The organism is Streptomyces sp. NPDC002564, from assembly GCF_042889645.1.
GTDB lineage: Bacteria > Actinomycetota > Actinomycetes > Streptomycetales > Streptomycetaceae > Streptomyces.
On sequence record NZ_JBIARE010000005.1, the window covers coordinates 183,054 to 206,748 of the forward strand.

Below are 23,695 nucleotides of genomic sequence, written 5' to 3' on the forward strand. Positions count from 1 at the left end.
TCAGATCCCCGGCCGGTGGCGGATCGGATGGTCCTCGGGGACCTCCACGAGGACGATCCGGACGCCGTCCGGATCCGCGATCCACATCTCGACCAGGCCCCACGGCTCCCGCACCGGCGGGCGCAGCACCTCGACGCCCCGGCCCGCCAGCTCCGCGTGCGCCGCCCGCACGTCCGCGACCTGCAGCCACATCCGCAGACCGGGCGCGGGCGGGGCGTCGGAGCGGCCGGAGACCTCAAGGAAACCGCCGCCGAGGAAGTACACGGTGCCCCGCTCGGGACCCGTGCCGAACTCGCGATACACGGACAGGCCGAGGGCCTCGCCGTAGAAGGCGCGGGAGCGCTCGGGATCGGTGGGGCGCAGAAGCGTCCTGCTGCTCAGTACATGCACCATGCGGCCGCACCCTAGCCGCCCCGGCCGGGGGTTAGGCTCGACCGAGCACCGCCCGCGCGAAGATTCGGAGAACCCCGCCCATGGACACGGCCCTGCGCCCCGCCTCCGGCGGCGACCTCACCTACCGTGACGCCACCCCCGCCGACGTCGACGCGCTCGTCGCGCTCATCGAGTCGGCGTACCGCGGCGACGCGAGCCGGGCCGGGTGGACGACCGAGGCGGACCTCCTTGAGGGCCAGCGCACCGACCCGCAGGGCGTCGCCGCGGTCATCGAGTCGACCACGAGCCGCCTCCTCGCCGTCGAGCGGGACGGCGAGCTCGTCGCCTGCTGCCAGCTCGAACACCGCGACGACCACGCCTACTTCGGCATGTTCGCGGTGAGCCCGGCCCTCCAGGGCGCGGGCCTCGGCAAGGAGATCATCGCCGAGGCCGAGCGGACGGCGCACGCCACCTGGGGCGTCCCCGAGATGCACATGACCGTGATCTCCGCCCGCGAGGACCTCATCGCCTGGTACGAGCGGCGCGGCTACCGCCGTACGGGAAAGATGACGCCCTTCCCGTACGGCGACGAGCGCTTCGGCATCCCGCAGCGCGACGACCTGCAGTTCGAGCTGCTGGTCAAGGAGCTCGTGGGCCCTAGGCCGTGAAGCGGCCGGTCCGCTTGATCTCGGGATAGTCGGTCGTCGCGCCGTCCAGCTGCAGCGCCCGCACCAGCCGCAGATCGTCCTGCGTGTTCACCACCCAGCCGATGATCCGCAGGTCGGCCTTCCGCGCGCGCTCGACGATCTCCAGCGTCAGCCGCCGGATGTTGAGCACCAGCGTGGTCGCGCCGACGGCCGTGGCGCGCTCCACCACGTCCGTGCCGTAGCGGCTGGCGACCAGCGCCGTGCGCACCCCGGGCAGCAGGCGGGTGATCTCCGCGATCGCCTCGTCGTGGAAGGAGATCACCTCCACCCGGGAGACCAGGTCGCGGTCGCGCATGACCTCCGCGAGGGCGCGCGCGGCCGCGACGTCCTTGATCTCGGCCTGCAGCGGCGCCGTCACCGCGTCGAGGACCTCCTCGAAGACGGGGACGCGCTCACCGCGCCCCGCGTCGAGCGCCCGCAGTTCGGCGAGGGTCTTCTCGGCGATCGGCCCCTTGCCGTCGGTCGTACGGGCCACGTCGGCGTCGTGCATGACGACGAGGGCGCCGTCCTTGCTCAGATGCAGATCCAGCTCGATGAGATCGAGGCCCGCCGCCTGCGCGGCGACGAACGAACGAAGGGTGTTCTCGGGCTCGACACCCATGACCCCGCGATGACCGATGGTGAGGAAGTTCAAGATCCACTCGCTTCCGTCGACGGAGGCTCGGCGACCGCGTGGCGAGGACGGAGGAAGCCGCGCGGCAATGTCGCAGCCTAATGGCCCGCCCGTGCGGGGGAACCGTGCGGACGCGGGTGAGGGGAGCCGTCCGCTCTGGTGCCCGCGACGCCGAGGAGGAGTCCGGTGATCAGGGCGGCGACAAGGACGGCGCGGGTGCTCACGGGTGCGCTGCTCCGGAGGGCGGGGACGGATGACCCCCTCCGTCCTACCGCCGTGGGCCCCGCCGGGGCGAGCCGCTTCACCCGGGGGTGGGCGCGTCCGCCACGGGTTGACGGGGTCCCGGCGGCACGGACCCGGGGCGCCCCCGCGCCGCACCCGCCGCGTCCAGCGCGTCGAGGTCGGCCAGCATCGCCTCGGCCAGCTCCACCTCCGACTCCAGGCGGCGCTCGCTCCAGCGCAGCGCGACCTGCGGATGGGACCACGCCTCCGCGCCGTCCGCCCGCCCGAGCGCGTCGCGCACCTCCTTCAGCTCGCCCCGCGTCCGCGCGACGTGCTCGGCGACCAGCGTCCGCAGATGGTCCGGCGCCGTGAGGTGCCCGAGCCAGACGCGCAGCAGCAGCGGGTGCTTGAGGACGGGCGGCCCCGCGTCCTGCCCGCCGTCCGCCCAGGCCGCGAGCGCCGTGCGGCCCTCCTCGGTGATGGCGTACGAGCGCTTGGTGCGCGGCGCGTCGGGCCCGGAGCGCCGCGAGGTCGCGTACCCGAGGGCCTCCAGGCGGCGCAGCTCGGCGTAGATCTGGCTGATGGCGGGCGACCAGTAGAAGAACCGGAGCGAGGCGTCGGCCCACTTCTTGAGCTCGTAGCCGGTCCGCTCCCCGGGGAAGGAGAGCAGGCCGAGGACGGCCCAGGCGGTGGGCGGCAGCGCGTCGGCGGGCCGCTCCCCGTCCTGGTGCGCTGCCGGGTGCGGAGTCGTACGACGGGCTGCCATAGGGCGCATTGAAGTGAACGCCGGGCTCGGGGCGCAAGGGTGCGGCGCGCGGGGCCGGGACGGCGGGCGAGCGCACGGGCGTCGACGCGCTGTCCGGCGCGGGCGCTGTCGCCCCGTTCCGGTGTACCGCGCGGGCGCGCCGCTCCGGGGCGGGCGGGTGTGCGGGTGCGGGTCAGGCCTGGTCGCGGCGCGGGCGGCGGTTCGCCGCCAGGGTCATCGTGCGGGCCCGCTGGGCGATCTCGTCCAGCGGGGCGGCCGGGCTGTACACCGTCAGGGCGGCGTGCCGCTTGTCGAGGACCAGGGCGTCCGGCGCGGGCGCGGTCTCCCCGTCGTACGCGAGGGCCACCACGTCCTCCAGGCCGCTGACCCGCAGCTCCTCGACGCGCTCGGTGCGAAAGACGCGGGAGCGCCGCAGCGCGCCGCCCAGCGCGGACAGCGCGACCCGGGTCCTGGCCAGCGGCGCCTCGGCGTCGACCGTGCGCACGTCCAGGAGCCCGTCGTCCATGCGCGGCCGGTGCGTGGGCGCGAGGCCGTCCGGCACGTACTGTCCGTTGCCCGCGAAGAGCAGCCACAGCACCCGGTCGTGGCCGTCCAGCCGGATCCGCAGCGGCGTCGCCGTCCGCAGCACCTCCACGAACGACACGGCGGCGGCGGGCCACTTGCCGATGCGGCCCTCCAGCTTCTCGCGCTTGCGCACCAGTTCCGGATAGAGCCCGATGCTGAAGGTGTTGACGAAGCCGGTGACGTCCGCGCCCGCGCCGTCGCGCACCCGCGCGAGGTCGACGCGGACGGCCTCGCCGCGCTGCACGGCGTGTGCCGTGTCCTCGAAGGTGGGGGTGCCCGCGTCGAGCGCGAAGTGGTTCAGCGTGCCGCCGGGGAACACCGCCAGCGGCAGGCCGGCGGCGACGGCCCGCCGGGCGGCGGCGTTCACCGTGCCGTCGCCGCCGCACACGCCGAGCACCCCGCCCGACCCGGCCGCCCGCGCCACCGCCTTGTCGAGCAGCTCGCCGAGGTCGTCGCCGGCGCCGAGGGTGAGGACCTCGGCGTTCGGCAGCAGCAGCGCCAGGTGCTCCCGCGCGGGCAGCCGCCCCGGCACGCCCTTGCCCGAACCGGAGTTGACGACCACGACCAGGCCCTCGCCGTCCGGCAGCGCGGGCACCGGCACCCGGGTCCTGCGGTGCTGCGCGGGCGAGGGGCGCGGCGGCCACCAGTAGCAGGTGACCGCCGCCGCGGCCGCGCCGAGCGCGCAGCCGGCCAGCACGTCACCGGGGTAGTGCACCCCCACGTACACCCGCGAGAAGGCCACGGCGGCGGCGACCGGGGCGAGCAGCGCGCCGTACCGGGGCGCCTCCAGGGCCACCCCCACGGCGAAGGCCGCCGCCGACGCCGAGTGGCCGGAGGGGAACGACGACGTCCACGGTGCCTTCGCGAGGCGGCGCACCATGGGCACGCCGTCCGCGACGGGGCGGTGCCGTCGTACCGCGTACTTCGCCACGACGTTCGTGGTCAGCGAGGCCAGCGCCAGGGCGCCCACGCCGCGCCGCGCGGCCCGCCGGGCCGCGGGCCCGCCCGCGAGCGCGAGGACCGCCGCGGAGCCCAACCACAGCCTCCCGTGGTCGGCGGCCGCGCTGAGCGGCGGGAGCACCTGCTCCGCGCCCGGCAGCCGCGCCGACGCCACCCGTTCGAACCACCGCCGGTCGATGCTGCCGATCCGTCCCGTCATGGCCTCAATTGAACAGAGCCGCGGGGCGGTGGCCCGTGATGGTCGCCCGAACGGGGGACACGCCGGACGTCTGCCCTCCCGGTTGGCGGCGGTCCGCCGCCGCCCGCAGTCTGGGGTGGACCCGACCGGACGGAGAAGCCCGCCATGACGCCGAGCCGCCCCCTCGACGTGCGGGTCAAACGCGTCTACGACCCGGCCGAGCCCGACGACGGCAGCCGCGTCCTGATCGACCGGCTGTGGCCGCGCGGGGTGTCCAAGGAGCGGGCCCGCCTCGACGCGTGGGACAAGGAGCTCGCCCCCTCGGCCGAGCTGCGACGCTGGTACGGCCACGATCCCGGGCGCTACGAGGAGTTCGCCGGGCGCTACCGCCGGGAGCTCGCGGAACCAGCGCGCGCCGAAGAGCTCGACCGGCTGCGCGCGCTCGCCCGCACGGGCCGCCTGACCCTGCTCACGGCGACCAGGGACCTCCCGCACGGTCATGTGCGGGTCCTGTCCGCCGTCCTCGCCGAGGGCCCCGCAGGGTGAGGGGGCTCAGCGGGCCGGCGGCGGGCCGGTCCAGCGGTCCGTGCGCGGCCCCGGGAGGCCGAACTGGTCCAGGACGCGGGCCACGAGGTGGTCGACGACGTCCTCGACCGTCGCCGGGCGGTTGTAGAAGGCGGGCATCGGCGGGACCAGCCTGACGCCCATCCGGGCCAGCGCCAGCATGTTCTCCAGATGGATCTCGTGCAGCGGCGTCTCGCGGGGGACCAGCACCAGTGGGCGGCGCTCCTTGAGGACGACGTCGGCCGCGCGGCCGATCAGCCCGTCCGCGTAGCCCGCCCGGATCCCGGCGAGCGTCTTCATGCTGCACGGCACCACCACCATGCCGTCGGTGGCGAAGGACCCCGAGGAGAGGGCCGCCGCCTGGTCGCCCGGGCGGTGCACGACGTCCGCGAGCTTGCCGACCTCCCGCACGCTCCACGGCGTCTCCAGCTCGATCGTGGCGCGCGCCCAGCGGCTCAGGACCAGATGCGTCTCGACGTCCCCGAGCTCCCGCAGCGCCTCCAGGAGGCGGATGCCGAGGACCGCCCCGGTGGCGCCCGTGATGCCGACGATCAGCCGCACGGCGCCGGCCCGTCCAGGAGGCGCCGGGCCGTGTGCGCCCGGTGCGGATCCACGCGGATGCGCACCCCGTGGAAGCCGGGGCCGCGCGTGGCGTCCAGGGCCATCCGGGACGTCGTGCCGTCCGGCGTGGACGACGGGTCCAGCGGGCTGCCGGGCAGGCCGTCGACGAGGAACACGTCACGGTGCGGCTGGAGGTGGGTGGCCACGGCCCACAGCACGTCCGCGTCCCGGCGCACGTCGACGTCCTCGTCGACCGCCACGACCGTCTTCAGGTACGGATCCCAGCCGAGCAGCGCCAGCATGACCTGCCGCGCCTGGCCGGGGCGGGCCTGGCGCAGGGCCACGTACGCATGGAAGTGCGTGCCCGACGTGGGGTAGTGCAGGGCGGTGACCTCGGGGAAGCGGCGGCCGAGCTGCGCGGCCGTCTCCGCCTCCCGGGGCAGCCGGGCGAGGGTGAGGTGCTCGGCGCTGTTGCCGCCGACCACGTCGAGCAGCAGCGCGTCGCGGCGGCGCAGGACGCTCTGCACGGTCAGGACGTTGTGCGTGGAGCGGTCCGAGGAGTAGCCGGAGAACTCCCCGAAGGGGCCCTCGTCGGCCCGCCGTGCGGGGTCGATGACCCCTTCGAGGACGAGCTCGGCCCCCGCGGGCACGCGGATGCCGTGCCGCGGGGTCTCCACCACGTCGAGCGGCGCCCCGAACAGGCCGCCCGCCAGCGCGCGTTCGTCGTCGCCGGGGCCGACGCGGGCGGCCGCGGCGAGCAGGAACAGCGGGTGGGCGCCGATCACCATCGCCACCGGCAGGACCCGGCCCCGCTCCTCGGCGAGCCGCAGCAACTGCCACAGGTGGCCGCGCGAGTGCAGGCTGGTGGCGAGTTCGGTACGGGAGTGGACCATGGAGCGGTGGTAGCTGAGGTTGCCCGCGCGGTCCGGAGCGTCGGGCGGCGCCTCCGCCGTGATGACGCCGCTGGTGAGGTAGGGGCCGCGGTCGGACGCGAAGTGCCGGATCATCGGCAGCGCGGTCAGGTCGACGGCCGGGCCCTCCGTCACGACCTCCTGGACCGGGCCGTGCGCCACCACCCGCGGCTCCCTGGGGCGTGCCGAGGCCGCCTGGTAGGCGCGGTGCAGCCCGGCAGGGTCGGTGCCGAGGAGCCGGGCCAGCCGCTCGCGGGACGCGAAGACGTTGGTGACCAGCGTCGTGCCGAGCCCTTCGACCCGCGGGCACACCAGCATGTCGTGCCGCCCGCGCGCCGCCAGCTCCGCGACCAGCGCGGCCACGTCCTCGCCCTCGATCTCCTCCCGCACGGTCAGCACGTCGTCGGCGCCCTCCTGCGCGCGCAGGAACGCCCGCAGGTCCTGCCCGTCCGGCTCAGTGACGGTCACAGCAGACCCCCGCATGCGCGTCGCCGGTGAAGAGCCGCCCCCACTCGGGGGACTCGACGCGCAGCCCGAGCAGATCCAGGCCGGTGCGCACCGCGACCCGCGCCCCGTCGAACACGGGCTTGCCCAGGTGCCGTTCCACCAGCGCGGCCACCGGCGCCACCGGCAGCTCGGTGCCCGCCACCACCAGGCACTGGGCGTCGGCCGTGTCGGCGTCGAGCAGCAGCCGGCGCAGCCGCGCCACGGGCAGCTCCGCCGCCTCGCGGGGCGTCGTGAGGCCCAGCGCGGTGACCGAGGCCACCCGCAGGCCCGCGGCCAGCCAGCTGTCGGCGACGCGCCCCGCGCTCTCCCGCGAGCCCGGGGCGACCAGCGCCAGCGACGCCAGGCCGTGCCGCCGCAGCAGGTCGAACTGGCCGAGCGTGACCGTGGAGGCGGGGACGCCCGCCGTCGCCTCCAGGATGCGCACGACGGCCCGGGCGTGCGCCACGCCGTGCAGTCCGCACGAGCCGCCGTTCCACACGATGGCGTCCGCGCCCGCCTGTGCCAACTGCTCGGCGGCGCGGACCAGTTCCGCCCGTTGGCCGCCGGTCGTGGCGGGACCGCACAGCTGCTCGGGCAGCGAGGCGCGGGCCGTGGGATGCGCGGTCCGCACGGCGACGGGCGCGCAGATCCGGGAGGCCCAGCGGGCGGCGCCGAGCGACGTGGACGGGAGGATGTGGCCGATGCGCTGCATGAGGGTCCGTTTCCCGGCGCCGTGCCGACGGCGCCGACGGGGGGCGGGCTGACGGGGCGAGGGCGCGGGGCCGCCCAGCGCGTACAGGTCACGACACGCGCGTACACGAAACGCGCGTACACGACACCCGCGTGACCGGACCCGCGTGAAGCAGGTGTCGGACGCGGGCAAGGGCGGCCCCGCACACCGGAGTTACGCCCGAGCCCCCGTGTCCAGGGAGGCGTAGGTGTCCTTCAGGCGCAGCTGCGCCTCCGCCTGGTCGCGGGGCGGGGGAGTGGGCTTCAGGCCGAGCAGCTTGGCCATGTTGTTGCCGAGGTAGCCCTCCAGATCCTCCTCGGACAGGTGCATGCCCTGCGGCGGCGGACCGCACAGCACCTCCAGCTCCCGCGCCCACATGCCCGGCTCGTTCGGCGGCGAGTCCGTGCCGAACACCAGCTGGTGGCGCTCCATCTGCTGCGCGAACTCCACGATCCGGGACTGCAGCAGCCAACCGGACTCCCCGTACACGTTGGGCGAGTCGAGGATCATGTACAGCGCCTCGAAGCAGTAGACGCCGCCCGTCTGCACCCCGAAGTGCGCCAGGATGAAGTTGACGTCCTTGAACTCCCGGATGATCGGGTAGAACTGCGTCGGGATCGAGTACGGCCCGTCGCCGGTGTGGATGAGGACGACGACACCCAGCTCGTCGCAGACCCGCAGGACGGGCCGGAGCCAGTCCAGGGCCCGGTCGGGACGGTAGGCGTGCATGTTCGCATGCAGCTTGACCATCTTGTAGCCGTACTCCTTGACGTGGAACTCCAGCTCCTTCGCGCCGTTCTCCGGCCCGAAGCGCGGGTTGTACATGAAGTTCCCGATGAACCGGTCCGGGTACCGCTGGACCAGCTCGGTGATGTACGCCATGTAGTCGCGGATGCCTTCGCGTCCGGTCCGCATCCCGTCCTGCCAGACGCTGTTGCCGGGCGGCGGCATGATGCAGCCGTAGTCGATCCGGCGCGGCTTGCCGTTGATCAGGTAGGGGCCGTCCATCATCGCGATGGTGCGCTCGCCCGTGAACGGGGATCCGTCGTGCCGCCACGCCTGGTCCACGATGTTCGTGGGGTGCATGTGGGTGTCGATGATCAAGGTGCTCGTTCCTTCCCGGCTGGTACCGACCGTGTTCTTCGTGGTGGACCGTGTGGGGACCCGGGGCAGGGCCCGCCTCACCCCCTTTCCGGGTCGAGGAGGTCGGTGGGCCGCACCGGGACCCTGGGCAGTTCCAGGCCGGTCGCGTCGCGCAGCGCGTTCACGATCGCCGGGGTGGACGACAGGGTCGGCGGCTCGCCCACGCCGTTGAGGCCGTAGGGCGCGTCGGGGTGCGGCAGTTCGAGGAGGTCGACGGGGACGGACGGCATGTCCGCGATGGTGGGGATGAGGTAGTCGGTGAAGGACGGGTTGCGCACCCGGCCCTCCTCCACCCGCAGCTCCTCCATGAGGGCGAGGCCCAGGCCCTGCGCGCTGCCGCCCTCGATCTGGCCCGCCACGGCCAGGGGGTTCATCGCCTTGCCGACGTCCTGCGCGGTGGCCAGCTCGACCACCTTGACCAGGCCGAGCCCGGTGTCCACGTCCACCACGGCCCGGTGCGCGGCGAACGCGAACGCGATGTGCGCGTCGCCCTGCCCGCGTTCGGGGTCGACGGGGAAGGTGCGGCGGTGCGCGTACGTGTACTCGCTCGCCAGCGGGCCGTGTACGGAGAGGACACCGACGAGGTCGCCCTCGCCGGGGCCGGCGGCGCCACCCCCACCCGGGCCGGTGGCGTCGCCCGGGGCCTGGTCGCGGCCGGTGACGCCGTCCCCGGCGAGGCCGGCGATCCGTTCCCGCAGCGCCCGGCAGGCGCCCCGCACCGCGCCCCCGCTCATCCAGGTGATCCGGGACGCCGACGCGGATCCGGCGTCGCCGACCCGGGTGTCGGCGGGGAGCACCACCACACGGTCCACGCCCAGTTCGGTCCGTACGATCTGCGCCTGCACGGTGACGATGCCCTGCCCGCACTCGGCGGCGGCCGTGTGGACCTCCGCGACCGGCTCGCCGTTCACGAGGGAGAGCCGCACCCGGGCCACCGAACGGTCGTCGACGCCGCCGGAGAACCCGATCGCCTTGACCCCGATCGCGTACCCGACGCCCCGCCTGACGCCCTCGCCGTGCGAGGTGTTGTTGAGGCCGCCGGGCCGGCCGAAGGGGCCCTCGGGCGCGGGCGGCAGGGGGCGGGCGCGCAGCCGCCGCAGCAGCTCGGCGGCCGGCGCGGGACCGTCCACCGCCTGGCCGGTCGGCAGGACCGTCCCGGTCGTCATGGCATTGCGCAGCCGTAAGTCGACCGGATCCATCGCGAGTTCGCGGGCCAGCCGGTCGAGGTTGGACTCGACGCCGTAACAGGACTGGACGGCACCGAAGCCGCGCATCGCCCCGCACGGCGGGTTGTTGGTGAACACGGCGAAGCCGTCGATCTCGGCGTGCGGCACCTCGTAGGCGCCCGCGGCGAAGTACGAGCCGTTGGCGATGACGACCTGGGACGTGGAGGTGTAGGCCCCGCCGTCGAACAGGAGCCGCGCCTTGACGAAGAGGAGCCGCCCGTCCCGGGTGGCGCCGTGCTCGAACCACATCTTCGCCGGATGCCGGTGCACGTGACCGAAGAAGGACTCCTCGCGGTGGTAGCTCATCTTCACCGGCCGCCCGGTGTGCAGGGCCAGGAGCGCGGCATGGATCTGCACCGACACGTCCTCGCGCCCGCCGAACGCGCCGCCCACGCCGGACAGCGTGAGCCGCACCTTGTCCGGCGGGAGGCCGAGCGCCGCGCACATCTGGTGCCGGTCGTCGTGCAGCCACTGGGTGGACACGTACACGTCCACGCCGCCGTCCTCGGCCGGTATCGCGAGGCCCGCCTCCGGGCCGAGGAACGCCTGGTCCTGCATGCCGACCTCGTACGTCCCCGAGACGACCACGTCGGCCTGCGCGCGGGCCGACGGCAGGTCGCCGTGCCGGATGCGGACATGACGTACGACGTTGCCCGTGCCGCCGTCCACGCGCCGCTCGTGGACCAGCGGTCCGGCGGCCGTGAGCGCCTGCTCGGGATCGGTGAGCGCGGGCAGCGGCGCGTAGCGGACGTCGATCAGGCGCAGGGCGCGGCGGGCCGTCTCGGGGTGGTCGGCGGCCACCAGGGCGACCGGCTCGCCCTGGTAGCGCACCAGGTCGGCGGCGAGCACCGGCTGGTCGGCCACCTTCATGCCGTACCGCGGCCGCCCCGGCACGTCCTCGTGGGTGAGCACGGCCACCACGCCCGGAAGGCGCAGCGCACGGGTGGCGTCCAGGCGCACGACGCGGGCCGACGGGTGGGGGCTGCGCAGGGTCGCGCCCCACACCATGCCGTCCCAGCGCAGGTCGGAGGCGTACGCGAAGTCGCCGCGGACCTTCAGCCTGGCGTCGGGACGCAGCACGCTCTCGCCCACGCCGCCGCGTACGCCGGTCACGGTGCTCACGATCCGTCACATCCCTTCCGTGGAACGGGTGGTGGTCGCTCCCTCGCGCGGTGGGCGCCTCAGGCGATGGGCCGCACCGCCCGGTGGTCCTCGCCCGCGGCCGGGTCCGCCGTGACGGCCTGGGAGAGCCGGGTCCGCAGCCGCCTGATGTGGTCGCGGGCGGCCTGCTCCGCCGCGTCCGGATCGCCCGCCGTCATCGCCTCGAAGATGCGCCGGTGCTCCTCGACGGCGAGCCGGGGGGCCTGCGGGCTGCGCCAGAGCGAGTGCAGCGCCAGATGGGCCCGCCCCTGGATGGTGTCCAGGGCCGCGGTCAGATGGTCGTTGCCCGCGGCCTCGCGGATCAGCCGGTGATAGGCGACGTCCATCTCGACGTGCGCCCGCTCGTCCGACTCCGTGGCGAACTCCGCGGTCACCAGGGCCTCGTGGCGCTCGACCAGGCGGCGCAGCCGGTCGACCGCGGCGGCGTCGAGCCGCTCGGTCGCCAGGCGGGCCGCAAGGCCCTCCATCACCTCCCGCACGACGTAGAGCTGCCGGACGTCCTCGACGTCGACCGTCGAGACCACCGCGCCCCGGTGGGCGACATGGGTGGCGAGGCCGTCGTGGATGAGCCGCTGCACCGCCTCCCGGACGGGGCTGCGGCTGATGCGCATCTGGGTGGCGAGTGCGGGCACCGACAGGGCGTCCCCGGGGTGCAGCCGCCCGGCGAGCACGGCGCCCTTCAGCTCCTCGTACGCCCGGTCCGCCAGCAGGCTCCCCGCCGCCACCGGATTCACCGCCCCCTGCGTCGACATCCCCAACTCCCTTGTCATGGCGCTTCTTTGGCCGGAATTTCGGGCCCGGCGGGTCGTTCTTCATGTTGCATGCAATGTGCGGACCGGTCAATGGAGCGCGCGGCGGTCCTCTGCTGCCCCGGCAGCCTCAGATGGTGGAAGAAGAGGTTGAGCAGCACGGCCGTGAGGGTGCCGAGGATGATGCCGCTCTCGAACAGTGCATGCAGCTGACGGCCGGGCATCTGCTCGGCGAACTGCGGGAAGGCCGTGGGCAGGAAGCCGATCCCCACGCTGGCCGCGACGAGGATCGTGTTCCGCTGGTCGGTCAGGTCCGCCTGGCCGAGGATCTGCACGCCCACCACGGCGATGGTGGAGAACAGCACGATCGTCGCCCCGCCGAGGACCGACGTCGGCATCGACGCCACCACGGCCCCCACCTTCGGCACCAGACCGAGCAGCATCATGATCACGCCGCTCGCCGCGACGATCCAGCGGGACTTCACCCGGGTCAGCTGGATCAGCCCGATGTTCTGCGAGTACACCGTGCTGGGAAAGGAGTTGAGCACCCCGGCGGCGGCCGTCGCCAGACCGTCGGCCCGCAGCGCCCGGGTGACGTGCCGGCCCGACACCTCCCGGCCCACGATCCGCCCGACGGCGAAGAACTGCCCGATGGACTCCACCGCGATGATGACCATCACGAGGAAGAGCGACAGGACGGCGACGGTGTCGAACCGGGGCGCGCCGAAGTGCAGCGGAGCCGTCACGCCCAGCCAGGCCGAGTCCCCGATCCCGGAGAAGTCCGTGTATCCGGCGAGCGCGGCGACCCCGGTCCCGATGACGAGTCCGGCGAGGACGGCGACCGTGGCGAGGAAGCCGCGCGAGAGCTTGTTGAAGAGCAGGATGGCGACCAGCGTGACCGCGGCCAGGCCGAGGTGGGCGGGCGAGCCGAACGAGCGGGCCGAGGGGTCGCCGCCGCCGACCTGCCGGGCGGCCACCGCCAGCAGGGTGATCCCGACGATCGTGACGATGGTGCCGGTGACCAGCGGCGGGAAGAACCGTACGAGCCTGCTGAACACCGGTGCGATCACGAACAGCGCGAGCCCGGCGGCGATCACCGCGCCGAACACCGTCGGCAGGCCCGCCCGCGCCCCGCCCGCCGCCAGACCGACCGAGACGAGCGAGGGCACGGCGGTCGTGGAGGTGCCCTGCACGACCGGCAGCCGGATGCCGACGCCCGGCAGCCCGACGGACTGCAGGAGCGTGGCGATGCCGCAGGTCAGGAGCGAGGCGTTGACGAGCAGGCCGATGTCGTCGCCGGACAGGCCGATGCCCTCGGCCACGAGCAGCGGCATGACCACGGCTCCGGCGTAGAAGGCGAGGACGTGCTGGAGGCCGTACACGGCGAGCCGCCAGGCCGACGGCACGGCCTCGACGGGGTCCCGCCGGGCGGGTGGGCGGACGTCCTGGTGCTGCGCTTTCCGATGGGGCATGTGCGTTCTCCCTCCGCCCGCCGGGGCATGGTCCGACGGGGCGTGACTTGTGGCGCACGTGCGGGGCCGCGGACGGGCAGCCGTGGGGGTGGCGCGGGGTGCGGGGGTGATGCGGGGGGTGCGGGGGGGTGCGGGGGTGGTGCGGAGATGCGGAGGCGTACGGGCCGCACGGGCCGCACGGGCCGGACCGCTGACACGTGTGACCCGCGGCGCGCTGACGCAGCGGTGTCCGGGCGGACGGCTTGGGCGGACGCCCTGGATGGACGGCCCGGACGCACGGCTTGGACGGACGGCTTGGACGGACGCCCCTAGACGGACGCCCTGGACGGACGCCCCTGGACGCACGGCCCGGCGGTCGGCCCGGCGGTCGGCCCGGCGGTCGGTCCGGACAAGCGCCCCGGATGCGCGCCGCGGGGCCCGGTCTCAGTGCCGCCAGGCGACCCGCAGACCGGCGGACCCGGCCCGTTCCGCCAGACGTTCGGCCCGCTCCTGTGCCTCGGCGAGCAGCGCGTCCTCGTCGACGAACAGACAGCGGTCGTCCTCGAAGACGACCCTGCCGTCGACGATCGTCATGTCGACGTCCGACCCGCGCGCCGCGTACACGAGCGTGGCGACCGTCCGGTGCAGCGGACGCAGGTGCGGGCGGTCGAGGCCCACCACGACGAGGTCGGCGGGCGCCCCGACGCGCACGCTGCCCGCCCCCGTGCCCGCGTACCCGGCGCCCTCGCGGGTGGCGAGCTCCAGGGCGTCCTCGGCGCGCTGCGCCGCCGGGTCCCGGGTGTGCTGACGCTGCCCGAGCAGGGTCTGCTTCATCACCTCGAACATGTCCTGGCGGTGCCCCGCGCAGGGGCCGTCCGTGCCGAGCGACACCACGGCCCCCGCCTCGCGCAGCGCGCGCAGCCGCATGACGCCCGAGGCGAGGTAGGCGTTGGACACCGGGTTGTGGGCGACTCCCGCCCGGCGCCGGCCGACCGCCGCGATCTCGTCGTCGTCCAGCCACACGGCGTGCGCGAGCGTGGCCCGCGCGTCGAGCAGCCCCGCGCGGTCGAGCCACTCCACCGGACGTACGCCGTACGCCTCCCGGTAGCTCGCCGGGTCCTTGGCGCCCTCGCAGCAGTGGGTGTGCCAGCACGTGTCGAACTCCTCGGCCAGCGCCACCGCCCCCGTGACCAGCTTCTGGTCCACGTAACTGAGGTTCAGCGGCGCGGGCCACACGCGGACCCGCGCACCGGGCGGACGGTGTGTCAGGCAGGCCCGGGTGACCTCGAGTTCCTCGGCCGTGGAGTGGCGGAAGAGCTCCTCGGGCAGTCCGCGGGCCGCCGCGACGGCCGTGCGGTCGCCGAGCATGCCGCGGGCGATCGCGCCGCGCAGGCCGGCCGACTCGACGGCGTCCGCCACCGCGAGGACGGTCCCGGCGTCCGTGGGCGCGTAGTGGTGGTCGACGACGGTCGTGATGCCCGAGCGCAGTGCCTCCACCGCGCCGAGCGTGGCCGCGACCCGGGCGTCGTCCGGGCCGACGGCGATCGAGTACGGCCACATGAACTCGCACAGCCACGGCCAGATCGGCAGCCCTTCGCCGAGGCCGCGCGCCAGCGACTGGAAGAGGTGGGTGTGCCCGTCGGTGAACCCCGGGAGCACGGCGCGGCCCCGGCAGTCGACGGTTCTCGTGGCCCGCCAGGCGGCGTCGACCTCGCCGGCGGGCCCCACGGCGGCGACGCGCCCGCCGATGACGGCGACGGAGCCCGGTTCGTGCACGGCGCGCCCCTCGTCGACGGTGACGACACGGGCACGGGAGAGCAGGAGATCACAGGGGCGCGGTCGCTGACGGCTTGTCTCTGGCACGGAAACCCCATCCGTTCGACGGCATGTTCCATATTGCATGTAACGTATTCCGGCCACTGGAAGTGTCAACCCCCGCGACAGGCAAGGGAGTTGGGGCGATCTTCGACTCCTCCGCCGGATCGGTGCCCCGGCGCCCGTGTCCCGGCACGGCCGACACGTTTGCCGGAACGGCAACGAACGTCGCCCCCGCCGGGCCGGCCGCCGGATGATCGGGACGACACCCGACGCAGCCCCGCCGGAACCGGCACGGGCGCCCCAGGAGGATCCATGTCCCCGTCCGCACCGGCCCCGGACCGCACCCACCGTCTCGTCCCCTCGCCCGCGGGCCGGATCCATCTGGTCGAGCAGGGCGCGGGCCCCCTCGTCCTGCTGCTGCACGGCTTCCCGGAGTCCTGGTACTCCTGGCGCCACCAGCTGCCCGTGCTCGCCGCCGCCGGATACCGCGCCGTCGCCGCGGACGTGCGCGGCTACGGCCGCTCGTCGCGGCCCGCCGACCCCGCCGCCTACCGGATGCTCGAGCTGGTCGAGGACGCCGTCGCCGTGGTGCACGCGCTCGGCGAGGAGACCGCGGTGGTCGTCGGGCACGACTGGGGCGCGAACATCGCCGCGCACGCCGCGCTGGTCCGGCCGGACGTCTTCCGCGCGGTCGGCCTGCTGAGCGTCCCGTACACGCCGCCCGGCGGCCCGCGCCCGAGCGAGGTGTTCGCGGGGATGGGCGGCGACGACGAGTTCTACGTCGCGTACTTCCAGGAGCCCGGCCGTGCCGAGGCCGAGATCGAGCCGGACGTACGGGGCTGGCTCGCCGGCTTCTACGCCGCGTTCTCCGGGGACACGCAGCCGGCCCCCGGGGCGCCGGACCCGCACTTCCTGAGCCGCGGCGGGCGGCTGCGGGACCGGTTCCCCGCCGGGCGGCTCCCCGGCTGGCTGGGGGAGCGCGAACTCGACGTCTACGCGGCCGAGTTCGAGCGGACCGGCCTGACCGGAGCGCTCAACCGCTACCGGAACATGGACCGCGACTGGGAGGACCTCGCCCCGTGCTTCGCGGGAGCGCCGATCACCCGGCCGTCCCTCTTCGTCGGCGGCGCGGCGGACGCCTCGACCACCTGGCTCGCCGACGCGATCACCGCGTTCCCCGACACCCTGCCCGGCCTGCTCTCCTCGCACGTCCTGGACGGCTGCGGCCACTGGATCCAGCAGGAACGCCCCGCCGAGGTCAACCGGCTCCTCACCGACTGGCTCGCCGCGCTGCCCGCATGACGCGGCCGCGGGACGACGGGCCGGAAACCCGGGTGCCGGCGCCCGCTCGGGGGCCTCACGGGAACCTCACGGGGACCTCAGGGGAAGGCGACCGTCGGGTCCTCCGGGGTCAGGACCAGCCACCGCAGCGCCGTGTCGCCGAACCGCCCGTAGGCCGCGACGCGCACGTCCACCGGGTCCGGGGCCACCAGCGGGAAGTACATCGGGCGTGCCGCGTCGTCGGAGGTCTCCCGGGTGTCGGCCGTACGCTCCCACAGCTCGGCGACGCCCGGCTCGCGCCGCACACCGCGCACCACCTCGTCCAGGCGTGCGTTGTCCGGCCAGCGCTGCCAGGCCAGGCGCAGCCGGCCCAGCAGGGGCGCCGCCCACCGCGCCTCCCAGTCGCGCAGCTGGTAGCGCGCCTCCGCGGAGAACGCCCACGTCATCACGTTCGCGTCGGCGCGGGCCAGCCAGGGGCAGTGGCGCGCGCCGACGGCGTTGACGGCGAGCACGTCCCAGGCCTGGTCGCAGATCCAGCTCACCCGGCGCTGCTGGTGCAGCAGGTCGAGCAGCGCGGCGTCGGGCCGTACGCCCCCGGCGGGCCGCCGGGGCGGCTGGTGGCCGGTGCCGCGGTAGAGGGCGGTCGCCTGCCGGGGCGGGAGGGCGAGGATCCGGGCCACTCCGTCGATCATCTCGCGCGCGTACCCGCGGTCCTCGCCCCGCTCCAGCGCGCGGTACCAGCGCTCGGAGACGCCGAGCAGCAGCGCCATGTCGAGCTGGGTGAGGTAGGTCCGGTGGCCGCGGAAGGGGACGGGGCCGGGCAGCGCCGCCGGGTCCCGCGCCATCCGCCAGGCGCGGAGCATCCGGCCGAGGTCCTCGCGTCGGGCGTCCAGCAACGGTAAAGACCTCGCAAAGATGGGGCTGTCGTCGGTCGGGCGGCGGATGCCCTTGCCGGATCGCCGCCCGGCCCGGTGCACGGAATCAGCCTCGCACAGGGCACCGACGACCGGAACGCGCGCGTGCCGGTAGCGCGTGGTGCCGACCTTGGGCCGGTGCGGGCGGCGAGGGTGGGCGGCGTGCCGCCCGGCCCCTCCGGAACCCCGGAGTTCCGGGCGGTGCGCCCCGCGCCGGGGACGACCGCCCCGCGCATGCCGACCCGCGCTTCTACGGATCTACGGAGAGTCCCCAGATGAGCTACTTCCTGCCGGAGACCGACGCCGTGCTGACCGCCGCCCACGGTCTCGCCCGCGCCCACGCCGGGCTGATCGAGGTGCACGAGAGCCCCCTCTACCTGCGGGCGCGCGACGCCGACCCGGCGCGCCGGGTCGGCCTGGTCTCGGGCGGCGGCTCCGGGCACGAGCCCCTGCACACCGGGCTCCTGGGCCGGGGCGGCCTCGACGCGGTCTGTCCCGGCGAGATCTTCGCCTCGCCGCACAACCGGCAGATCTACGAGGCGAGCGCGGCGGCCGCCAAGAGCGACGGTGTGCTGCACGTCGTCAAGAACTACACCGGCGACGTCATCAACTTCCAGATCGCGGCGGAGCGGCTGCGGCACGACGGGATCCCCGTCGCCACGGTCCTGGTCGACGACGACCTGGCCACGGACAGCGCGGACAGCGCGACGGGCCGCCGGGGCACCGCCGCCACCGTCGTCGTCGAGAAACTGCTCGGCGCCGCCGCCGACCGGGGGGCGACGCTGGAGGAACTCGCCGAGCTGGGGCGGCGGGTCGTCGGCCGGTCCCGCAGCATCGCCGTCGCCGCCCGCGCCCAGACCTCGCCGACCACCGTGCGCCCCGCGTTCGACCTGGACGAGGGAACGCTCGACTACGGCGTCGGCATCCACGGCGAGCGCGGCATCCGCACCATCGCCCGGCCCGCGACCGCCGACCTCGTCCGGCGCATGACCGACGACCTCCTGGACGCGCTGCCGGACGGCCCCGACGCGCTGCTGGTGCTGGTCAACGGCCTCGGCGCCACCACCGAGCTGGAGCTCCACGCCATCGCCGTGCTGGTCGGCGACGAGCTCGCCGCGCGCGGACCGCGGCCCCTCCTCGTCGTCCCCGGCACCTTCACCGCGGCCCTCGACATGGCGGGCTTCTCGCTCACCCTGACGCGCCTGGAGGAGGGCTGGGCCGACCTGTGGACCGCCCCCACCCGCACCCCGCTCGTGCTGCCCCGGCCCACCCTCGCCCCGGGCGAGCCCGTGCCCGCGGAGCGGGCGCCCGCGAGCACCCCGGCCCGGGCGGGCCGCGCCGGCGGCGGTGACCGCGCGCTGCTCGACCGGTACGCCCGCACCGTCACGCAGGTCCGCGACAACCTGACCAGGCTCGACCAGCTCGTCGGCGACGGCGACTTCGGCGACAACCTCGCCGGGGGCGTCCGGCGCGCGGTGAAACGGGCCGACGAGACCGGCGCCGACGGCACGGCCGCCCTCGCCGACGCCTTCCTGAACGACGTGGGCGGCACCAGTGGCCCCCTGTTCGGGCTGCTCTTCCAGCACCTGGCCGCCGCCTCGCCCGCCGACGGCGGGGCCCCGACCGTCGCCGCGCTCGCGGACGCCGCCGCGGCGGGCCACGCCGCCATCCACCGCGTCGGCGGCGCGGTCCCCGGCGACTGCACGCTGGTCGACGCCCTCGCGCCCGCCGCCGAGTCCCTGGCCGCCGCCCGGGACGCCGACGCCCCCGAGTCCCCCCTCACCGACGCCGCCCAGGCGGCCATCCGCGGTGCCCTGGCCACCGCGTCCCTGCGGCCCCGGCGCGGCCGCGCCAGCTACGTCGGCGACCACGCCCTCGGCGTCCCCGACCCCGGCGCGCTCGCCGTCGCGCTGCTCTTCATGGCCCTCGCCGACCTCCACGAGCCCGCCACCGCCCCGCGCCTGCCCGCCCCCGGCCATATCACGGTGCCCTGAAACCTTAATCGAGTATGCATTTGCCTAAAGGTATTAGGCAGATGCATACTCGGTTAAGCCAAGAGAGGAGAACGTCATGGTGCGCGTGGGGCTGACCACCGAACGCCTGGTGAAGGCGGGCGCCGAGCTGGCCGACGAGGTCGGCTTCGACCAGGTGACCGTCTCGGCGCTGGCCCGGCGGTTCGACGTCAAGGTCGCGAGCCTGTACTCGCACGTGAAGAACTCCCAGGACCTCAAGACCGGCATCGCCCAGCTCGCCCTGGCGGAACTGGCCGACCGGGGAGCCGACGCGCTGGCGGGCCGGGCGGGCAAGGACGCGCTGGCCGCCCTGGCGAACGTCTACCGCGACTACGCCCAGGAGCACCCCGGCCGCTACGCGGCGGCCCAGCTGCGGCTGACCCCGGAGGAGGCCGCCGCCGGCGCCGGCGGCCGGCACGCGGAGATGACCCGGGCCATCCTGCGCGGGTACGACCTGACGGAGCCCGACCAGACCCACGCGGTCCGCCTCCTCGGCAGCGTCTTCCACGGCTACGTCAGCCTCGAACTCGGCGGCGGCTTCAGCCACAGCGCGCCCGACTCCCAGGAGACCTGGACGCGCGTCATCGACGCACTCGACGCCCTGTTGCGCAACTGGCCCGGGCCGGCCGCGTAATCCACCCATCGACCAACAGGTTGAGACCATGCACACCGACCACCACTGGACCACCACGCCCGTCACCGCGGAGCTGCTGCGCGGCGCCCTCGACGTGGAGCGCACCGAGCGCGGCGTACTGCCGCACCGGCTGCCCGCCAAGGCCCGCGCCCAGAACACCGACGGCCAGCTGGCCATGGCCGAGTCCCAGCCGTCCGGCGTGCGCCTGGTGTTCCGCACCCGCGCCACCGCCATCGAGCTCGACGCGCTGCCCACCAAGCGGGCCTACGTCGGCGTCCCAGCGCGCCCGGACGGCCTCTACGACCTGCTCGTCGACGGCCGTCCGGCCGGCAGCGGCAGCGTGCCCGGCGGTCACACGCTGACCATCGACATGACCGAGGGCACCGCCGAGCGCACCCCGGGCGAGCCCGGCACGCTGCGCTTCGACGAGCTGCCCGACAGCATGAAGGACGTCGAGATCTGGCTGCCGCACAACGAGACCACCGAACTCCTGACGCTGCGCACCGACGCCCCCCTGGAGCCCGCCGCGCCGACGGACCGCACGGTGTGGCTGCACCACGGCAGTTCGATCAGCCACGGCTCCGACGCCGCGAGCCCCACCACGACCTGGCCCGCGCTCGCCGCGTCGCTCGGCGGCGTGGAGCTGATCAACCTGGGCCTGAGCGGCAGCGCGCTGCTCGACCCCTTCACCGCGCGCGCCCTTCGGGACACCCCGGCCGACTTCATCAGCGTCAAGCTCGGCATCAACGTCGTCAACGCCGACCTGATGCGGCTGCGGGCCTTCGCCCCGGCCGTGCACGGCTTCCTCGACACGATCCGCGAGGGGCACCCCGACACCCCGCTCCTGGTCGTCTCGCCGATCCTGTGCCCCATCCACGAGGACACCCCCGGCCCCAGCGCCCCGGACTTCAGCGACATCGGCGAGGGCCGGCTGCGGTTCACGGCCATGGGCGATCCCGCCGAGCGGGCGGGCGGCAAGCTCACGCTCGGCGTCATCCGCGACGAACTGGCCCGCATCGTGCGGCAGCGCTCGGCCGACGACCCGCACCTGCACTACCTCGACGGCCGCGACCTCTACGGCACCGCGGACAACGCCGAACTGCCGCTGCCCGACGCCCTCCACCCGGACGCCGCCGCGCACCGCCGCATCGGCGAGCGCTTCGCCGCCCGGGCGTTCTCCGCGGGCGGCGCCTTCGCGGACCGCACCGCCCGACCCCGCACCGCCTGACCCCGCACCGCCCGCTCCCGCCGGACCCCGCCCCCGACCCCGCGCCCGCTCCCGGCGCGGGGCCGGGGGCCCTTCGCGTGCCCGGAACCTGCGCGGAACCCCTTGCGACTTACGGACCTGACGACTAGTCATATGACTGATCGAAACAACCGAAGGTCATGCCGCAACGGGCCAACTCCCTGGAGGGCACGTGAAGTTCTCCGTCATCTTCGAGGCGCAGCTCGCCGATCCGACCGTCGAGCGCGAGCACCGGCTCATCCACGACAGCGTCGAACAGGCCGTGCTCGCCGAGCGGATGGGCTTCGACCGCGTCTGGGCGGTCGAGCACCACTCGCTCAAGTGGTACGCGCACATGAGCGCCCCGGAAATCTTCCTCACCTGGGTCGCCGCGCGCACGAGCACCATCCGCATCGGGCACGGCGTCGTCTGCATGCCGTTCAACTTCAACCACCCGGCGCGGGTCGCCGAACGCGCGGCCATGCTGGACCTGCTCTCCGGCGGGCGCCTCGACCTGGGGGCCGGACGCGGCGGCACCGCGCAGGAGACGTCGCTGTGCGGGGTCGACAAGGACCGGACGACCCAGGAGGTCGAGGAGGCCCTGCGGATCATCGGGAAGGCCTGGGAGAAGGAGGAGCTCGAACACCACGGACCCCTCCTCGACATCGCCCCGCACCCGATCCTGCCCCGCCCCCGGCAGACCCCGCACCCGCCGCTCTTCCTCGCGTGCAGCAGGACGGAGACCCTGACGCAGGCCGCCGAACTCGGCATCGGCGCCCTGGTGATGGGCTTCGCGGGCCCGGAGGCCATCGCCGGGATGCGCAGGGCGTACGACGCCGCCGTCGCGGCCCGCACCGGCGCGCGTCTGGTGTCGAGCGTCGTCAACGACCACTTCTCCGTGCTCTGCCCCACGATCGTGCTCGACGACCGGGAGGCGGCCCGGCGCGTCGGCATCCGCGGGCAGCGCTTCTTCGCCCAGTCCATCGGGCACTGGTACGGCGGCGCGGGCATCCCCGACGAGGCGGTCGTCGAGGGCAGCGACGAGGCCGCCGAGATGCGCAGGGCCGCCGAGCAGGTCGTCGCCCGCCTCCACGAGTACGACATCCCGGTCCGGCCCACCTCGACGGCCACCTTCAACGCCGACCACGCCTACGGCACCGCGGACGACGCCATCGCCTACGTCGAGCGGCTGCGCGAGGCCGGGGCCGACGAGATCATGTGCCTCATCCAGATGGGCACCGTCCCGCAGGAAGCCTGCCTGGAGACCCTGCGGCAGTGGGGCGAGAAGGTCATCCCGTACTTCCGCGCCCAGGAGGACGACCGGGAAGCGGGCACCCCGTGACGCCCAGCACGGCGGGGAGCGGGGCCGGGGGAGGCGTGCCGGACCGGCTCGACCCCCGAGCCCGCCCCCTCGTGGCCGCCCTGACCGCCTCCTTCCCCGACCTCGGCGGTGCCGTCACGGACGCCGTCGAGGCCCGCAGGATCCTGGCCGCTGCGGCCGGCGCCGCGCCCGCCCGGCGGGGGACGCCGCTCGCCGTCGGGCCGGTCGTGGACCGGACCGTGCCCGGCCCGCCGGGCGCACCCGAGATCCCCGTACGCCTCTACCTGCCGGACCCGGAGCGGCACCCGGGGCCCCGTCCGACCGTCGTCTTCCTCCACGGCGGCGGATACGCGCTCTGCGGGCTCGACTCCCACGACGCCACGGCCCGCGGCCTCGCCGCCCGGGCCGGGGCCGCCGTCGTCTCCGTCGACTACCGCCTCGCCCCCGAACACCGCTTCCCCGCGGCCGTCGACGACGCCTACGCGGCGCTGTGCTGGGCCGCCGGCGAGTGCGCCGCGCTCGGCGGCGACCCCGGCGCCCTGGTCGCTGCGGGCGACAGCAGCGGGGGCGGACTGGCCGCCGCCCTGGCGCTCAGGGCACGGGACGAGAGGGGGCCGGCGATCGCGCTGCAGGTGCTGCTCTACCCCGTCCTGGACGCCGCGCAGGACACCCCCTCGTACCGGGAGAACGCGCACGGCGGCTTCCTGACCGCCGCCCACCTGCGGTGGTTCTGGCAGCAGTACCTCGGCCCGGACGGCGACGGCCGCCACCCGCTCGCCTCGCCGCTGCGCGCCGCCGACCTCGGCGGGCTGCCGCCCGTCCACCTGGTGACCGCGGGCTGCGACCCGCTGCGCGACGAGGGTCTCGCGTACGCGGAACGGCTGCGCGCCGCGGGCACCGGCGTCACCGTGGCCCATTTCCCCCGGATGTTCCACGGATTCCTCGGCTTCCCGCATCTGCTGCCCGATGCGGGGCAGGCGTGGACGGATGCGGCAGAAGCAATCGAGTCAACGGTCCAGTACAGGAAAAACAGCGGCCGAAGTGGGGGTGGGGCAGGATAATTTCCCGAGACCCCCCTTGTCGCGGAGAACCTCGCACGCATACGGTGTTCTTACGCGAGGTTCTC

General features: G+C 74.9%; 21 protein-coding genes and 1 pseudogene. 9 read left to right on the forward strand and 13 right to left on the reverse strand.

Features of this window, described 5'->3' with window-relative positions; translation table 11 throughout:
* Positions 1-393 (reverse strand): VOC family protein, encoded by a 393-nt coding sequence (locus ACFYXE_RS19620; RefSeq protein ID WP_361179906.1) that lies wholly within the window; start codon positions 391-393, stop codon positions 1-3.
* 80 nt (positions 394-473) lie between these two features.
* On the opposite strand from ACFYXE_RS19620, the gene ACFYXE_RS19625 reads away from it, so the two are divergent.
* Complete coding sequence (locus ACFYXE_RS19625) at positions 474-1,040, forward strand: GNAT family N-acetyltransferase (protein WP_389313950.1); 567 nt, start codon at positions 474-476, stop codon at positions 1,038-1,040.
* Here ACFYXE_RS19625 and ACFYXE_RS19630 read toward each other — a convergent pair.
* The 3 genes from ACFYXE_RS19630 to ACFYXE_RS19640 all read right to left on the reverse strand — a co-directional run bounded on the left by ACFYXE_RS19630 (position 1,030) and on the right by ACFYXE_RS19640 (position 4,403).
* A complete protein-coding gene (locus ACFYXE_RS19630) occupies positions 1,030-1,713 on the reverse strand; it encodes a glycerophosphodiester phosphodiesterase (RefSeq protein WP_389313952.1) in 684 nt (227 codons plus the stop codon). The genes ACFYXE_RS19625 and ACFYXE_RS19630 overlap by 11 nt on opposite strands.
* Before the next feature lie 280 nt (positions 1,714-1,993).
* On the reverse strand, positions 1,994-2,680 hold the full coding sequence (locus ACFYXE_RS19635) for a PadR family transcriptional regulator (RefSeq protein ID WP_389313954.1): 687 nt from the start codon (positions 2,678-2,680) through the stop codon (positions 1,994-1,996).
* A gap of 172 nt (positions 2,681-2,852) precedes the next feature.
* Positions 2,853-4,403, reverse strand: a complete 1,551-nt coding sequence (locus tag ACFYXE_RS19640) for a bifunctional phosphatase PAP2/diacylglycerol kinase family protein (protein ID WP_389313956.1) — start codon at positions 4,401-4,403, stop codon at positions 2,853-2,855.
* A gap of 144 nt (positions 4,404-4,547) precedes the next feature.
* On the opposite strand from ACFYXE_RS19640, the gene ACFYXE_RS19645 reads away from it, so the two are divergent.
* A complete protein-coding gene (locus tag ACFYXE_RS19645; protein ID WP_389313958.1) occupies positions 4,548-4,928 on the forward strand; it encodes a DUF488 domain-containing protein in 381 nt (126 codons plus the stop codon).
* A gap of 6 nt (positions 4,929-4,934) precedes the next feature.
* On the opposite strand, the gene ACFYXE_RS19650 is transcribed toward ACFYXE_RS19645, so the two are convergent.
* From ACFYXE_RS19650 to ACFYXE_RS19685, 8 genes are all read right to left on the reverse strand, one after another.
* Positions 4,935-5,507, reverse strand: a complete 573-nt coding sequence (locus ACFYXE_RS19650; RefSeq protein ID WP_361179034.1) for a non-oxidative hydroxyarylic acid decarboxylases subunit B — start codon at positions 5,505-5,507, stop codon at positions 4,935-4,937.
* The gene (locus ACFYXE_RS19655; RefSeq protein ID WP_389313960.1) at positions 5,498-6,886 is read right to left on the reverse strand and encodes a UbiD family decarboxylase; all 1,389 of its coding nucleotides are present in this window, start codon (positions 6,884-6,886) and stop codon (positions 5,498-5,500) included. The genes ACFYXE_RS19650 and ACFYXE_RS19655 overlap by 10 nt, the downstream gene beginning before the upstream one ends.
* Complete coding sequence (locus tag ACFYXE_RS19660) at positions 6,873-7,616, reverse strand: aspartate/glutamate racemase family protein (protein ID WP_389313962.1); 744 nt, start codon at positions 7,614-7,616, stop codon at positions 6,873-6,875. Before ACFYXE_RS19660 ends, ACFYXE_RS19655 begins: the two co-directional genes overlap by 14 nt.
* 192 nt (positions 7,617-7,808) lie before the next feature.
* Positions 7,809-8,738, reverse strand: a complete 930-nt coding sequence (locus ACFYXE_RS19665) for an amidohydrolase family protein (protein ID WP_361179025.1) — start codon at positions 8,736-8,738, stop codon at positions 7,809-7,811.
* Between the two features lie 77 nt (positions 8,739-8,815).
* The gene (gene pucD / locus ACFYXE_RS19670) at positions 8,816-11,125 is read right to left on the reverse strand and encodes a xanthine dehydrogenase subunit D (RefSeq protein ID WP_389313964.1); all 2,310 of its coding nucleotides are present in this window, start codon (positions 11,123-11,125) and stop codon (positions 8,816-8,818) included.
* A gap of 59 nt (positions 11,126-11,184) precedes the next feature.
* The gene (locus tag ACFYXE_RS19675; protein ID WP_389313966.1) at positions 11,185-11,916 is read right to left on the reverse strand and encodes a GntR family transcriptional regulator; all 732 of its coding nucleotides are present in this window, start codon (positions 11,914-11,916) and stop codon (positions 11,185-11,187) included.
* A 14-nt stretch (positions 11,917-11,930) separates the two neighbouring features.
* The gene (locus tag ACFYXE_RS19680; protein ID WP_389313968.1) at positions 11,931-13,385 is read right to left on the reverse strand and encodes a nucleobase:cation symporter-2 family protein; all 1,455 of its coding nucleotides are present in this window, start codon (positions 13,383-13,385) and stop codon (positions 11,931-11,933) included.
* A 423-nt stretch (positions 13,386-13,808) separates the two neighbouring features.
* Positions 13,809-15,227 (reverse strand): amidohydrolase family protein, encoded by a 1,419-nt coding sequence (locus ACFYXE_RS19685; RefSeq protein ID WP_389313971.1) that lies wholly within the window; start codon positions 15,225-15,227, stop codon positions 13,809-13,811.
* Between the two features lie 267 nt (positions 15,228-15,494).
* Between ACFYXE_RS19685 and ACFYXE_RS19690 the strand changes: the two genes are divergently transcribed.
* A complete protein-coding gene (locus ACFYXE_RS19690; protein WP_389313973.1) occupies positions 15,495-16,484 on the forward strand; it encodes an alpha/beta fold hydrolase in 990 nt (329 codons plus the stop codon).
* Between the two features lie 77 nt (positions 16,485-16,561).
* Here the strand turns inward: ACFYXE_RS19690 and ACFYXE_RS19695 are convergent, their stop codons facing one another.
* Positions 16,562-17,359 carry a hypothetical protein gene (locus ACFYXE_RS19695; protein ID WP_389313975.1) on the reverse strand — a complete coding sequence of 266 codons (798 nt, stop codon included), beginning with the start codon at positions 17,357-17,359 and terminating at the stop codon, positions 16,562-16,564.
* A 293-nt stretch (positions 17,360-17,652) separates the two neighbouring features.
* Here ACFYXE_RS19695 and ACFYXE_RS19700 point away from each other — a divergent pair.
* The 6 genes and pseudogenes from ACFYXE_RS19700 to ACFYXE_RS19725 all read left to right on the forward strand — a co-directional run.
* Positions 17,653-18,624: pseudogene (locus ACFYXE_RS19700) on the forward strand (dihydroxyacetone kinase subunit DhaK); the annotation flags it as partial.
* Positions 18,625-18,666: 42 nt separating this feature from the next.
* Positions 18,667-19,371 (forward strand): DAK2 domain-containing protein, encoded by a 705-nt coding sequence (locus ACFYXE_RS19705; RefSeq protein WP_389314658.1) that lies wholly within the window; start codon positions 18,667-18,669, stop codon positions 19,369-19,371.
* Between the two features lie 76 nt (positions 19,372-19,447).
* Entirely contained in the window at positions 19,448-20,023 is a 576-nt protein-coding gene (locus ACFYXE_RS19710) for a TetR/AcrR family transcriptional regulator (protein ID WP_389313977.1), read from the forward strand.
* Between the two features lie 28 nt (positions 20,024-20,051).
* Entirely contained in the window at positions 20,052-21,251 is a 1,200-nt protein-coding gene (locus ACFYXE_RS19715) for a GDSL-type esterase/lipase family protein (RefSeq protein WP_389313979.1), read from the forward strand.
* Positions 21,252-21,441: 190 nt separating this feature from the next.
* Complete coding sequence (locus ACFYXE_RS19720; RefSeq protein WP_389313981.1) at positions 21,442-22,590, forward strand: LLM class flavin-dependent oxidoreductase; 1,149 nt, start codon at positions 21,442-21,444, stop codon at positions 22,588-22,590.
* Positions 22,587-23,630 (forward strand): alpha/beta hydrolase, encoded by a 1,044-nt coding sequence (locus ACFYXE_RS19725; protein WP_389313983.1) that lies wholly within the window; start codon positions 22,587-22,589, stop codon positions 23,628-23,630. Before ACFYXE_RS19720 ends, ACFYXE_RS19725 begins: the two co-directional genes overlap by 4 nt.
* Positions 23,631-23,695 lie beyond the last annotated feature (65 nt).

Coding starts and splice junctions, on each gene's coding strand:
- ACFYXE_RS19625 (WP_389313950.1), top strand. CDS start 474: ATGGACACGGCCCTGCGCCCCGCCTCCGGCGGCGACCTCACCTACCGT.
- ACFYXE_RS19645 (WP_389313958.1), top strand. CDS start 4,548: ATGACGCCGAGCCGCCCCCTCGACGTGCGGGTCAAACGCGTCTACGAC.
- ACFYXE_RS19640 (WP_389313956.1), bottom strand. CDS start 4,403: ATGACGGGACGGATCGGCAGCATCGACCGGCGGTGGTTCGAACGGGTG.
- ACFYXE_RS19675 (WP_389313966.1), bottom strand. CDS start 11,916: ATGTCGACGCAGGGGGCGGTGAATCCGGTGGCGGCGGGGAGCCTGCTG.
- ACFYXE_RS19660 (WP_389313962.1), bottom strand. CDS start 7,616: ATGCAGCGCATCGGCCACATCCTCCCGTCCACGTCGCTCGGCGCCGCC.
- ACFYXE_RS19680 (WP_389313968.1), bottom strand. CDS start 13,385: ATGCCCCATCGGAAAGCGCAGCACCAGGACGTCCGCCCACCCGCCCGG.
- ACFYXE_RS19710 (WP_389313977.1), top strand. CDS start 19,448: ATGGTGCGCGTGGGGCTGACCACCGAACGCCTGGTGAAGGCGGGCGCC.
- ACFYXE_RS19715 (WP_389313979.1), top strand. CDS start 20,052: ATGCACACCGACCACCACTGGACCACCACGCCCGTCACCGCGGAGCTG.
- ACFYXE_RS19620 (WP_361179906.1), bottom strand. CDS start 393: ATGGTGCATGTACTGAGCAGCAGGACGCTTCTGCGCCCCACCGATCCC.
- ACFYXE_RS19690 (WP_389313973.1), top strand. CDS start 15,495: ATGTCCCCGTCCGCACCGGCCCCGGACCGCACCCACCGTCTCGTCCCC.
- ACFYXE_RS19635 (WP_389313954.1), bottom strand. CDS start 2,680: ATGGCAGCCCGTCGTACGACTCCGCACCCGGCAGCGCACCAGGACGGG.